The organism is Mycobacterium angelicum (assembly GCF_002086155.1).
GTDB lineage: Bacteria > Actinomycetota > Actinomycetes > Mycobacteriales > Mycobacteriaceae > Mycobacterium > Mycobacterium angelicum.
The window spans coordinates 16,328-28,792 of sequence record NZ_MVHE01000028.1 but is presented as its reverse complement, the minus strand read 5'-3'; the positions used below and the strand labels follow the sequence as shown (position 1 = coordinate 28,792).

Sequence of the window (12,465 nt, the reverse complement as noted above, 5' to 3'; positions counted from 1 at the left end):
TAGGCGCCGAACGTCACCAAACGTCAACCGGGTCGGCCGCGGCGCCGCCACCAGACCAGGGCGATCACCGAGACGGCGGCCAACGACGCGGCTATCGCCAACGATGGTGCGGCAGCCCGCGCTTTCACCCGCGCTTTTTCGACCACATCGACCTTGTCGGAGACCTTCTCCGAAAGCGCTTCGACGGTGGCTCCGAGCTGGTCGCGGGTATGCCGGATATCGGCTTGGATGTCGTCGATGCTGGCGTCGGGTCCGGGCTCGGCCGGTGGTGGTGTGCGTTCAGCTCCGGTCATGGCGCGCGTCTTTCACTTCCTGGATGTCCTTCTTGACACTGGCGACGGTGTGCGGTGCCGGCGGAGTTACCTCTTGGGCCTGGCGCTTGCTGAACAGCGCCGCCGCCCCGGCGGCCACGAACAGCCCGCCCGCCACGATGAGGGCGGCCGCCCAGGTCGGCAGCGCCAACGTCAGAGCGGCGATGGCGGCCGCGATGAGGCTGGCCAGCCCGAAGAACGCGAGCAGTCCGGCCGTTCCGAACAGGCCCGCCCCGGCACCAGCGTGCTTTGCCGATTGCTGAAGTTCCTTCTGCGCCAACCGCATTTCGTCACGGACAAGCCGCGATGTCTGCGACGACAGCTGGGCCATCAGCTCTCCGATCGAGGCGTCGGAGTTCGGTGTCGCGTCCAAACTCATGAGGCTTACCTCCGTCCTGACTTGTTGCCCACCGGGATCGGCATCATCCGGTTGGCTGCGGCTTTGACAGCTTCCGCTGGATGCGCCAGTAATCAAAGCCAGGCTCATGGCGTCGGGCTACCCGCGCTATCGGTTGCCAAACCTGCCCGGCGCCGGGTTGGTACCCGAGTTGATACACAGTTATGGCTCCATCCACAGCCAGCCGTTGCGGCGGTCTGCGGCGGGACCGTGGTGGCGGCCCGTCGGCCTACGGTCGGCGCATGCGAACAGAACTTCCCGCCGAGCGACTGCACCGACGTCTCGGGGCCGATCCGCCTGCCGACGCTGACGCGACCGGATCCGGGGATTGCGGAGAAGAACCCGAGGACGACCCGAACTCTCTGCTGCCGCGCTGGCTTCCCGATGCCTCTGGCGGCCAGGGCTGGCTGGCCAAAGTGCGGGCCGATCCCGGCCGGGCCGGTGCCATCGGGCTGGCGGTGATAGCCGCCCTCGCCGTGCTGGTCACCGTATTCACCTTGGTGCGTGATCGTCCTTCGCCGGTCATGTCGGCGAAGTTGCCTGCAGTGGAACGTGTTTCGACCACCGGCGCCAGATCTTCGGCAACTCCCGTGAGTCCGGACCGGCCGGTGGTGGTCAGCGTGGTCGGATTGGTGCACAAACCCGGACTGGTCACCCTGGCACCGGGCGCACGGATTGCCGACGCGCTAGGCGCCGCCGGTGGTGCAGTCGACGGTGCGGACACCATCGGCCTGAACATGGCCCGCCAGCTCGCTGACGGGGAGCAGATCGTGGTCGGTCTCGCGCCGGTCTCAGGGCAGCCGAGTGCACTGGGAAGTTCGGTCGGCTCCGGGACGCCCACCACGGCGGCGTCGGGGCCGCCCAAAACCTCGGGCAGGGCGAAACCAGGTGAAGCACTCGACCTCAATGCCGCCACAGTGGAGCAACTGGACGCCCTGCCCGGGGTCGGACCGGTCACCGCCGCAGCGATCGTGGCGTGGCGGCAGGCCAACGGCAGGTTCACCAGTGTCGACCAGCTCGGCGACGTCGACGGCATCGGCCCGGCGCGGCTGGACAAGCTTCGTGCGCTGGTCCGTGTCTGACGTCGGTGCGCCAACCGGTTGGCGGCCAGGTGGCCCACCTCGATGTGCGTCTGGTGCCGGCCGCAGCGACGAGCTGGCTCGTCACCGCCACCGGAATTCTGTGGCCGATCGGGGCCGCGACGGCGGTGTGCTGTGTCGGGCTGGCCGCCGCGTCGGGCGCGCTGTGGTGGTGTGCGGCGCGCCGGCCGGGGCTGGCGGCGATCAGCTCGGCTCTGGTGGCAATCGGAGTGGTCGGTGCGGGCTACGGGCTGGCGATCGCCCTGCGCGCCGACGCGGTCGCTCACCACCCGATCATCGCGGCGTTCGGCACCTCGGCCCCGGTGACAGTCACGCCCAGCGAAAGCGCGCTGCCGCTGGGCCGAGGCCGGCTGATGTTTCGCGCCACCCTGCAGCGGCTGCGCGACGACGAGATATCCGGTCGCGTAGTGGTTTTCGCGCGGGCCACCGAATTCAGCGAACTCATGGTGGGCCGGCCGATGCGGTTCACCGCCACCATCAGCCGCCCGACTCGTCACGACCTGACGGTTGCGGTGCTCAATGCGACGGGCCGCCCGATTGCCGGTCAGGCCGGCCTGATCCAGCGGATCGCACATACCGTCCGGGGCCGCTTCAGTGCGGCTGTTCACCAGGTGTTGCCTGCCGATCAGGCCGCAATGCTGCCCGCCCTGGTGCTCGGTGACACCTCGGCGGTTGCGGTCGAGACCAGCGGTGAGTTCCGCGCGGCCGGCATGACGCATCTGACCGCGGTCTCGGGGGCCAACGTCACGATCGTGTGCGCCGCGGTGCTGTTCTCGGCGCGCTTGATCGGCCCGCGCGCGGCGGCAGCACTGGCGGCCATCGCACTGGTGGCGTTTGTCATCGTCGTAGAGCCGACGGCAAGCGTGTTGCGGGCGGCGGTAATGGGCGCCATCGCGCTGGCCGGGCTGGTGAGTTCACGTCGGCGGCAAGCGATTCCGGCGCTGTCGGCGACGGTGTTGCTGCTGCTGGCCGTGGCGCCGCAGCTGGCCGTCGACGTGGGCTTCGCGCTGTCGGTCATCGCGACGGCGGCACTGGTGCTCATCGCGCCCCGGTGGTCACACCGCATGGTCGGGCGAGGCTGCCCCAAGCCGTTGGCGGACGCGATCGCCGTGGCCGGGGCAGCGCAGGTGGTCACCGCTCCACTGGTCGCCGCGATATCGGGGCGCTTCAGCGTGGTGGCCGTCGTCGCCAATCTCGCCGTGGCCGCCGTCATCGCACCGATCACGGTGCTGGGCAGCGCCGCTGCCGTACTGGTCATCCCGTGTCCGGCCGCCGCGCAGCTGTTGATCCGGTTCACCGGGCCCGAAGTGTGGTGGGTGGTGCATGTGGCGCACTGGGCCGCCGGCCTGCCCGCGGCGACGGTGCCGGTTCCGGCGGGTGTGCCGGGGTTGCTGGTGGTGGGCGGCGTCACCGTGTTCGTCGTTGCGACGTGGCGATGGCGGTGGTTTCGCGCGGCGCTGTCCGGAGCGACGGTCGTTTTCGTCGTGTGCCTGCTGGCCTGGACCCTGTCCGGAGCCGTCGGACCGTCGTGACACCATCGTGGGCGTGAGCGAAGATTCGCCGTTGCACCTGGTCCTGGGCGATGAAGAACTGCTGGTCGAGCGGGCCGTGGCCGAGGTACTGCGGTTGGCCCGCAAGCGCGGCGGCACCGACGACATACCGGTCAACCGGATGCGCGCAGGCGACGTCAGCACGTACGAGCTCGCTGAACTGCTCAGCCCGTCGCTGTTCGCCGAGGAGCGGATCGTCGTACTGGAAGCCGCTGGTGAGGCTGGAAAAGAAGCGGCTGCGCTGATCGCTTCGGCCGCCGCCGATCTGCCGGCGGGCACGCTGCTGGTGGTGGTGCACTCCGGCGGAGGCCGGGCCAAAGCCCTGGCCGGACAGCTGCAGTCGCTGGGCGCCCAGGTGTACCCGTGTGCCCGCATCACCAAGGCCAGCGAACGCGTCGACTTCATTCGCAAGGAGTTCCGCTCGTCGCGCGTCAAAGTCGACGAGGAGACGGTGACCGCCCTGCTGGACGCCGTCGGCTCCGACCTTCGCGAACTCGCTTCGGCCTGTTCGCAATTGGTGGCCGACACCGGTGGTGCAGTCGATGCCGTCGCGGTCCGCCGCTATCACAGCGGCAAAGCCGAGGTGAAGGGCTTCGACATCGCCGACAAGGCGGTAGCGGGCGATGTGGCGGGCGCCGCCGAGGCGCTGCGGTGGGCGATGATGCGCGGCGAGCCGCTGGTAGTGCTGGCTGACGCGCTGGCCGAAGCCGTGCACACCATCGGTCGGGTGGGTCCCCTGTCCGGCGATCCCTATCGTCTGGCGGGGCAGTTGGGCATGCCGCCCTGGCGAGTGCAAAAGGCGCAAAAGCAGGCGCGGCGCTGGTCGCGTGATTCGGTGGCGATTGCGATGAAGCTGGTGGCCGAACTCAACGCCAATGTAAAAGGAGCGGTAGCCGATGCGGACTACGCGCTGGAATCGGCCGTGCGCAAGGTCGCCGAGCTGGTAGCTGACTAAACCCGAGTCAGCCGAGCTTGTTCAAGGAGCGCGCCAGCGCAGACTTCTTGTTGGCCGCCTGGTTCTTGTGGATCACGCCCTTGCTGGCTGCCTTGTCCAGCTTGCGGTTGGTCGAGACCAGCAATTCGGCGGCCTTCTCCTTGTCGCCGGAGTGGGCAGCTTCACGGAACGCGCGGACCGCGGTACGAAGTGAGGACTTCACCGACTTGTTGCGCAGTCGGGCGCGCTCGTTGGTGCGGTTGCGCTTCTGCTGCGACTTGATGTTGGCCACGCGTTAGTTCCCTCATTTGTTATTGACGTCGATTCTGCTGACAGCGACTGCCCAGGTTAGCAGTCGGTTACGTTTTCGCCCAAAATACGAACCTCTGGCCTGCCGGAATGTCGGATTGAGGCAGCATGTCACAGGTGAGTCTTTCCAACCCGCTAGAGGCGACCAGACCGGGACCACCTGCCCGTTCTGAACGCATCTTCGACGGCTACAACACGTCGGACGGCTACTCGATGGCCTTCGACGAGATGTTCGACGCTCAGGGCAACGTCCGGGGTCCCTACAAGGGCATTTACGCCGAACTGGCACCTTCGCAACCGCCGGAGCTCAAGGCCCGCGCCGACGCGCTGGGCCGCGCGTTCATCGACCAGGGCATCACGTTCTCCCTCTCCGGCCAGGAACGGCCGTTCCCGCTGGACCTGGTGCCCCGGGTGATCTCGGCCGCCGAATGGACCCGGCTGGAGCGAGGCATCACCCAGCGTGTCAAGGCTCTCGAGATGTACCTCGACGACATCTACGGTGACCAGGAGATTCTGCGCGACGGCGTCATTCCGCGCCGGCTGATCACGTCCTGTGAGCACTTTCACCGCCAAGCCGTCGGCATCGTGCCGCCCAACGGCGTGCGCATCCACGTGGCCGGCATCGACCTGATTCGCGATGATCGCGGCGACTTCCGGGTGCTCGAGGACAATCTGCGCTCGCCCTCTGGCGTCTCATACGTCATGGAGAACCGCCGCACCATGGCGCGGGTGTTCCCAAACCTGTTCGCCACCCACCGGGTGCGGGCGGTGGACGACTACTCATCGCATCTGTTGCGTGCGCTGCGCAATTCCGCGGCCACCAACGAGGCTGACCCGACCGTCGTGGTGCTCACCCCGGGCGTCTACAACTCGGCGTACTTCGAACACTCGCTGCTGGCCAGGCAGATGGGCGTCGAACTGGTCGAAGGCCGCGACCTGTTCTGCCGCGACAACCAGGTCTACATGCGCACCACCGCGGGCGAGCGCCAGGTCGACGTCATCTACCGACGCATCGACGACGTGTTCCTGGACCCGCTGCAATTCCGCGCCGACTCGATGCTCGGGGTGGCGGGCCTGGTCAATGCCGCCCGCGCCGGCAATGTCGTGATCTCCAGCTCGATCGGCAACGGAGTCGGCGACGACAAACTCGTCTACACCTATGTGCCGACGATGATCGAGTACTACCTGCGCGAGAAGCCGCTACTGGCCAACGTGGAGACGCTGCGCTGCTGGCTGGACGACGAACGCGAAGAGGTGCTCGACCGGATCCGGGAGCTGGTGCTCAAGCCGGTCGAGGGGTCCGGCGGTTACGGCATCGTGTTCGGCCCGGATGCCTCCGAGAAGGAACTGGATGCCGTCAGCAAGAAGATCCGCGACGATCCCCGCAGCTGGATCGCGCAGCCGATGATGGAACTGTCGACGGTGCCGACCCGGATCGAAGGCACCCTGTCGCCCCGCTACGTCGACCTGAGACCCTTCGCGGTCAACGACGGCCACGACGTGTGGGTGCTGCCGGGGGGTTTGACGCGGGTTGCGCTGGTAGAGGGGTCCCGGGTGGTCAACTCCAGCCAGGGCGGGGGCTCCAAGGACACCTGGGTGCTGGCGCCGCGCACCTCGACGGGCGCGCGTGAGCTGGGAGCCGCCGAAGTGGTGCGGTCGCTGCCGCAGCCGCTGTCCGAAAAACAGCCGGACGGCCAGACGGCCCAATCCCAATTGCTCACTCAGGGCGAACAACCCCAGCAGCAACAGCAACAGAGAGCGATCCGCTGATGTTGGCCCGCAATGCCGAGGCCCTGTACTGGATCGGGCGCTACGTCGAGCGCGCCGACGACACCGCGCGCATCCTGGACATCGCCGTGCACCAACTGCTCGAGGATTCCAGCGTCGACCCCGACCAGGCCTCCCGGCTGCTGCTGCGGGTGCTGGGCATCGAACCGCCCGACCACGAGCTGGACGTCTGGTCGTTGACGGATCTGGTGGCCTTCAATCCCAATACCCAGGGCGGCTGCTCGATAGTCGACGCGATCTCCGCGGCGCGCGAAAACGCAAGGTCTGCACGCGAAGTCACCTCCAGCGAGACCTGGGAGTGCATCAACACCACCTACCATGCTCTTGCTGAACGCGAACGTGCCGCCAAACGCCTTGGGCCGCACGAGTTTCTGTCATTCATCGAAGGCCGCGCGGCGATGTTCGCCGGCCTGGCCGACTCGACGCTCTCGCGCGACGACGGCTACCGCTTCATGGTGCTGGGCCGCGCGATCGAGCGGGTCGACATGACGGTACGGCTGCTGCTGTCGCGGGTGGGCGACAGTGCTTCGTCGCCGGCGTGGGTGACGCTGCTGCGTTCGGCGGGTGCGCACGACACCTACCTGCGCACCTACCGCGGTGTGCTCGACGCGGGCCGGGTGGTCGAATTCATGATGCTCGACCGGCTTTTCCCGCGTTCGGTCTACTATTCGCTGCGGCTGGCCGAACACAACCTCGACGAGTTGCTGCACAATCCGCAGAGCCGCATCGGGTCCACCACCGAGGCGCAGCGACTGCTTGGTCAGGCCCGCAGCGAACTGGAATTCGTGCAGCCCGGCGTTCTCCTCGAATCACTGGAGCACCGATTGGCGAGCCTGCAGACAACCTGCCGTGATGTGGGAGATGCGTTGGCACTGCAGTACTTTCACGCAGCACCGTGGGTCGCGTGGTCGGACGCCGGCCAGCGCGGCCCGCTGGCGGCCAGGCCGGGGGACATCTGATGTGGCGGGTGCGGGTGGTGCACACCACCGGCTACGCATACGAGTCGCCGGTCACTGCCTCCTACAACGAAGCGCGGCTGACCCCGCGGTCCAACACCCGGCAGAACGTCATCCTCAATCGGGTCGAGACCATTCCGGCCACCCGGTCCTACCGCTACATCGACTACTGGGGTACCGCGGTCACAGCGTTCGACCTGCATGCGCCGCACACCGAACTGACGGTGACGTCCTCGTCGGTCGTGGAGACCGAGCGCCCGGAGCCGCCGACGGCCACCGCGGGCTGGGCTGACCTCGAGTCGGTGGCGGTGATCGACCGTTTCGACGAAGTGCTGCAACCAACCGCGCACACCCCGGCGAGCAAACGCGTTGCGGCCGTTGGCAAACGGCTCATGAAAACGCACCAGCCCGCCGAAGCCGTCGTCGCAGCGGCGCGCTGGGCCCGCACCGAAATGGATTACCTCCCCGGCACCACGGGTGTGCATTCCTCGGGCCTGGATGCCTTGGAGAAAGGCAAGGGTGTGTGCCAGGATTTCGCGCACTTGTCGCTAATGGTGTTGCGCAGCATGGGAATTCCGGGACGCTACGTGTCGGGATATCTGCACCCCAAGCGCGAGGCGGTGATCGGAAAGACCGTCGACGGGCGCAGCCACGCCTGGATACAGGCCTGGACCGGCGGCTGGTGGAACTACGACCCCACCAACGAAACCGAGATCAACGAGCAATACATCAGCGTCGGTGTGGGCCGCGACTACACCGACGTATCACCGCTGAAAGGCATTTACTCCGGGCGCGGGGCGACCGACCTGGACGTGGATGTGGAGATCACCAGGCTGGCTTAGCCGGCATGACCCGGCTGGCCGAGCAACCCGGCGGCTCCACCCGGGCCACCGAGACCATGCGCGCCGGCGCCGACGGGCGCTCCGCCGGGACCACCGTTGCCCCCGTCGCCGATGAACCGGGCATCACCGCCGGCGCCGCCGGTTCCACCGGTGGGGCTGACGGTGTTGCCCGCGCCGCCCGCGCCGCCGACGCCGCCGTTGCCCACGATGAACGCGCCGGCGCCGCCGTTGCCGCCGAAGCCGCCGCCGGACCCGCCGGCGCCACCGGCGCCGCCCACCCCGAATAGTCCGGCGCCGTAGCCGTCTCCACCGTGGCCGCCGGAACCGAAGCCGCCGGAAGTTCCGTCGCCGCCGGTTCCGCCGTTGCCACCGAAGCCGAACAGGAACCCGGGACGGCCGCCATTCCCGCCGGCGCCGCCCAGACCGTTGGTGGCCGCGGTGCCGGCACCGCCGGTGCCGCCGTTGCCGAACAACCACGAACCCCCGCCGTCGCCGCCGCTGCCGCCAACGGTGTCCCCGGTGGCGCCGGCGCCGCCGGTGCCGCCGTTGCCGAAGAGGAATCCGCCGTCACCGCCGAGGCCGCCGAAACCTCCCACGCCGCCGGGAGTGGCGTTGACACCACCGGCACCGCCGGTCCCGCCGGTGCCCAATAGCCCGGTGCTGCCGCCAATGCCGCCGGTGCCGCCATTGGCGCCGCCGATGCCGCCCAGTCCGCCGTTGCCGAACAGCCATCCGCCGGTTCCGCCGCCGCCGCCGACGCCCCCGGTCTGCCCGAAGCTGCAGGCCTGGCCGATGCCGCCGATGCCGCCGATTCCGGTGTCGGTGTTGTCCCCCGGGTGACCGGCGCTGGCTGTTCCGCTCGGGTTGTTCTGGCCGGCGCCGCCGAGACCACCGGCACCGCCTTGACCGCCGGCGCCGCCGCTGCCCCACATTCCGGCGTGTCCGCCGTTGCCTCCGCTACCGCCGGCGATGCCGGGCTGATTGGCCGCGCCTGTGGCGCCGTTGCCACCGGCTCCGCCCGCCCCGCCTGAGCCGTAGAGCCATCCGCCGCTACCGCCGTTGCCGCCATTGCCGCTGGGGTTGCCGGCGGTGCCCGCGACCCCGGCTCCGCCGGCTCCGCCGTTGCCCCAGAGCCCGGCGGCTCCGCCCTGACCGCCGTTGGGGTGAGTCGCGTCGCCGGCTCCGCCGTTGCCGCCGTTGCCGAACAACAGGCCGCCGTCGCCGCCGTCTTGTCCGGGACCGCCGTCGGCGCCGTTGCCGATCAGGGGGCGGCCGAACAACTCTTGGGCGGGTGCGTTGACCGCGGCGAGCGTCTGCTGCAGCCCGGAAGCTCCGGCGACGCCGTCCAGGCCGCTAGCGCCGCCTGAACCGCTAGCGCCGGCGTGGCCGGACGGGCCGGCTTGCCCGCCCTCGCCGTTGCGCCAGGCTGCGCTGCCGCCGGCACCACCGGCTCCGCCGCCGCCGGCGTCACCGCCGCCGCCACCGTGGCCGCCCGCGCCGTGAGTGCCACCGGCCCCAGGGTCGCCGAAGAGGCCGCTGGCGCCGCCGGCGCCGCCGGTGCCGCCGGCGCCACCTGCGCCGCCGGTGCCGCCGTCACCGCCGCTGCCGCCCGGCCCACCGGAGCCGCCGTAGGCCGGGCCGGCGTTCGCGGCGACCGTGGCGGAGCCGCCCGCTCCGCCGATGCCGCCGGCAGCACCGGCCGCACCGGAACTTCCGTTACCGCCGTTGGCGGCGGCTCCGCCGGTCCCGCCGTTGCCGAATAGCCATCCGCCACGTCCGCCGTTGCCGCCGTTGCCGCCGTTGCCGCCGGCGGCGCCATTGGTGCCGACGCCGCCGTGGCCGCCGGCACCTCCGGCGCCACCGGTAGCGGTGACGTCACCGGAGTTGGTGACGGCCCCGCCGATACCGCCGTTGCCCCCGGGCGCCCCCAAGCCACCCGCGCCGCCGTTGCCCGCGTCGCCGCCGGCAAGGAAGGTAGTTGCGCCGTTGCTGACGGTGCCGCCGTCGCCGCCGACACCGCCGCTCTGGCCGGAGGCGCCGTCCTGGCCGGTGCCGCCGATTCCGCCGTTGCCGGCTGCGCTGCCGGAGCCGGGGTTACCGGCCAGCGCCTGTCCGCTTACCACGTTTTCCGTGGCGCCGCCGTTGCCGCCGGCACCGGCTTGCCCGCCGGCACCGCCGGTGCCCCACATGCCGGCGCTGCCGCCGTGACCGCCATTGCCGCCGTTGCCGCCGGCTTGATTGGTGAGCCCGGCCGCACCGATGGCGCCGTTGCCGCCGGCACCGCCGGCGCCGAACAGCCACCCGCCGTTGCCGCCGTTGCCGCCTGAACCACCCGCGCTGCCGCTGGTGCCGGCCAGACCGGCGCCGCCGGCCCCGCCATTGCCCCACAGCCCGGCCGATCCGCCGTTGCCGCCGTCGGGGTGCGACGCGGTACCGGCCCCGCCGTTGCCGCCATTGCCGTACAACAGTCCGCCGGGTCCGCCGTCTTGTCCGGGTCCGCCATTGGCGCCGTTGCCCACCAGCGGCCGGCCGAACAGACTCTGCGCGGGCTCGTTGGCCGCGGCTATCACCTGCTGCAGCCCAGACGCGCCGGAAACTCCGTCCACACCGCTGGCGCCGGCCACGCCCGTTGCGCCCGGTTGACCAAGGGGGCCGGTCGCGCCGGCTTGGCCGTCGAGTGCCGCGGTTCCGCTGGTTCCGCCCTGGCCTCCGGCCCCGCCGGCGCCGCTGGCGCCGGCGCCGCCGCCGGCACCACCTGCGCCATGGGCGCCCCCGCCGCCGGTAGGGCTGAAGAATCCCGCGCCCCCGCCGGCGCCGCCGTTGCCGCCGGCGCCGCCGGCCCCACCGACACCGCCGTTACCTCCCGCGCCGCCGGGACCGCCGGAGCCGCCGTAGGCGGTTGCGGTGGCGAACGCGACGCTGGCGTCACCGCCCTGGCCGCCGGTCCCGCCGGTCGCACCGGCAGCGGCCGCGCCGCCGACACCGCCGTTGGCGCCGGCCCCGCCCTGGCCGCCGGGGCCGAACAGCCATCCGCCATGGCCGCCGGCACCGCCGTTGCCGCCGGCGCCGCCGACGGCGCCGGCCACACCGTCGCCGCCGACCCCACCTATACCGCCGTCGCCGCCGGTGGTAGTGGCACCCACTCCGGCGGTCGCGGTGGCGGAGCCCCCGCCCCCGCCGTCGCCGCCGTTCGCGCCGAGTCCACCGGCACCGCCGGTACCGCCGTTGCCACCGGTCAGGCCCAGAGACGCGCCGTTGACGACCGCGCCGCCGGCGCCGCCGACGCCACCGGTCTGCCCGGCCAAACCGTCCTTGCCGGTGCCGCCGAGCCCGCCGTTGCCCTGCGGGCTATTGAGGCCCGCTTGACCCGTCGCGGCCTGGCTGCTTGTCGCGTTGACGCCGGCCCCGCCATCGCCGCCGGTGCCGGCTTGCCCGCCGGCACCGCCGGTGCCCCACAGGCCGGCGCTGCCGCCGGCGCCGCCGTCACCGCCGGCGCCGCCGGCCTGATTGGCCGCTCCGGCGCCCCCGACACCCCCGGCCCCACCGGAGCCGCCGGACCCATACAGCCAGCCGCCGGCTCCGCCGTTACCGCCGCGGCCGCCCGCAGCACCCGCGCCCGCACCGGCCAGTCCCGCTCCGCCGGCCCCGCCGTTGCCCCACAGCCCGGCGGATCCACCGCTGCCGCCGTCGGGGTGTCCCGCGGTACCGGCCCCGCCGGCACCGCCGTTGCCGAACAACAGCCCGCCGGCCCCGCCGTTTTGACCCGGCGCGCCATCGGCGCCGTTGCCGATCAACGGGCGGCCCAGCAGCAGCTGGGTGGGGGCATTGATCGCATCGAGCACCACTTGCAGCGGCGAGGCGTTGGCCGCTTCGGCGGCGGCATACCAGCGCGCACTGCCTAGCAGCGACTGCACGAACTGCTCGTGAAAAGCCGCAGCCTGCGCGCTCAACGACTGATAGGCCTGCGCGTTGCCGGTGAACAGCGAGGCCACCGCTGCCGACACCTCGTCCGCACCGGCGGCAACCAACCCGGTGGTCGGTAACGCCGCCGCCGCGCTGGCCGAGCGCAACGTGGAGGCGAGTCCCGCCAGGTCGCCGGCCGCCGCCGACATCACTTCGGCACCCGCGACCACGAACGACATGCGCTGTCCTCCTGCAAGCCCAGGGCAACAAGCGGGAACGCGCTGAATTTATCGCTGCTGGCCCTGACTGCGGAGCGCTTTAGTCAATACTCGTCCGAGACTCTTCCGAGTCTTGCCGCCCGGGCTCGGTAAGGCA

General features: G+C 71.0%; 10 protein-coding genes. 6 read left to right on the top strand and 4 right to left on the bottom strand.

What is annotated here, in order from left to right; translation table 11 throughout:
• Window positions 1–23 precede the first annotated feature (23 nt).
• Together BST12_RS16975 and BST12_RS16970 are read right to left on the bottom strand one after the other, a co-directional pair.
• Window positions 24–293 (bottom strand): DUF3618 domain-containing protein, encoded by a 270-nt coding sequence (locus BST12_RS16975; RefSeq protein WP_083114294.1) that lies wholly within the window; start codon window positions 291–293, stop codon window positions 24–26.
• Complete coding sequence (locus BST12_RS16970) at window positions 280–690, bottom strand: phage holin family protein (protein ID WP_083114293.1); 411 nt, start codon at window positions 688–690, stop codon at window positions 280–282. Before BST12_RS16970 ends, BST12_RS16975 begins: the two co-directional genes overlap by 14 nt.
• Window positions 691–950: 260 nt before the next feature.
• Here BST12_RS16970 and BST12_RS16965 point away from each other — a divergent pair, with 260 nt between their 5' ends.
• The 3 genes from BST12_RS16965 to holA are packed head-to-tail and all read left to right on the top strand — an operon-like array spanning window position 951 to window position 4,313.
• Window positions 951–1,790 (top strand): ComEA family DNA-binding protein, encoded by an 840-nt coding sequence (locus BST12_RS16965; RefSeq protein ID WP_083114292.1) that lies wholly within the window; start codon window positions 951–953, stop codon window positions 1,788–1,790.
• Between the two features lie 29 nt (window positions 1,791–1,819).
• Window positions 1,820–3,340 (top strand): ComEC/Rec2 family competence protein, encoded by a 1,521-nt coding sequence (locus BST12_RS16960; RefSeq protein ID WP_372511089.1) that lies wholly within the window; start codon window positions 1,820–1,822, stop codon window positions 3,338–3,340.
• A 31-nt stretch (window positions 3,341–3,371) separates the two neighbouring features.
• Window positions 3,372–4,313 carry a DNA polymerase III subunit delta gene (holA, locus tag BST12_RS16955; protein WP_139801732.1) on the top strand — a complete coding sequence of 314 codons (942 nt, stop codon included), beginning with the start codon at window positions 3,372–3,374 and terminating at the stop codon, window positions 4,311–4,313.
• A 7-nt stretch (window positions 4,314–4,320) separates the two neighbouring features.
• Here the strand turns inward: holA and rpsT are convergent, their stop codons facing one another.
• Window positions 4,321–4,584, bottom strand: coding sequence for a 30S ribosomal protein S20 (gene rpsT / locus BST12_RS16950; protein ID WP_083114291.1), 264 nt, complete (start codon window positions 4,582–4,584; stop codon window positions 4,321–4,323).
• Window positions 4,585–4,709: 125 nt separating this feature from the next.
• Between rpsT and BST12_RS16945 the strand changes: the two genes are divergently transcribed.
• From BST12_RS16945 to BST12_RS16935, 3 genes are read left to right on the top strand one after another with little or no spacing between them, the layout of a single operon-like run.
• On the top strand, window positions 4,710–6,371 hold the full coding sequence (locus tag BST12_RS16945; protein WP_083114290.1) for a circularly permuted type 2 ATP-grasp protein: 1,662 nt from the start codon (window positions 4,710–4,712) through the stop codon (window positions 6,369–6,371).
• Entirely contained in the window at window positions 6,371–7,348 is a 978-nt protein-coding gene (locus BST12_RS16940) for an alpha-E domain-containing protein (protein ID WP_083114289.1), read from the top strand. The genes BST12_RS16945 and BST12_RS16940 overlap by 1 nt, the downstream gene beginning before the upstream one ends.
• Window positions 7,348–8,187, top strand: a complete 840-nt coding sequence (locus tag BST12_RS16935) for a transglutaminase family protein (RefSeq protein WP_083114321.1) — start codon at window positions 7,348–7,350, stop codon at window positions 8,185–8,187. Before BST12_RS16940 ends, BST12_RS16935 begins: the two co-directional genes overlap by 1 nt.
• On the opposite strand, the gene BST12_RS33470 is transcribed toward BST12_RS16935, so the two are convergent.
• Window positions 8,184–12,329, bottom strand: coding sequence for a PE family protein (locus BST12_RS33470; RefSeq protein ID WP_245850368.1), 4,146 nt, complete (start codon window positions 12,327–12,329; stop codon window positions 8,184–8,186). The genes BST12_RS16935 and BST12_RS33470 overlap by 4 nt on opposite strands.
• Between the last annotated feature and the right edge of the window lie 136 nt (window positions 12,330–12,465).

Coding starts and splice junctions, on each gene's coding strand:
- BST12_RS16975 (WP_083114294.1), bottom strand. CDS start 293: ATGACCGGAGCTGAACGCACACCACCACCGGCCGAGCCCGGACCCGAC.
- BST12_RS16970 (WP_083114293.1), bottom strand. CDS start 690: ATGAGTTTGGACGCGACACCGAACTCCGACGCCTCGATCGGAGAGCTG.
- BST12_RS16965 (WP_083114292.1), top strand. CDS start 951: ATGCGAACAGAACTTCCCGCCGAGCGACTGCACCGACGTCTCGGGGCC.
- BST12_RS16945 (WP_083114290.1), top strand. CDS start 4,710: ATGTCACAGGTGAGTCTTTCCAACCCGCTAGAGGCGACCAGACCGGGA.
- BST12_RS16940 (WP_083114289.1), top strand. CDS start 6,371: ATGTTGGCCCGCAATGCCGAGGCCCTGTACTGGATCGGGCGCTACGTC.
- BST12_RS16935 (WP_083114321.1), top strand. CDS start 7,348: ATGTGGCGGGTGCGGGTGGTGCACACCACCGGCTACGCATACGAGTCG.
- BST12_RS33470 (WP_245850368.1), bottom strand. CDS start 12,329: ATGTCGTTCGTGGTCGCGGGTGCCGAAGTGATGTCGGCGGCGGCCGGC.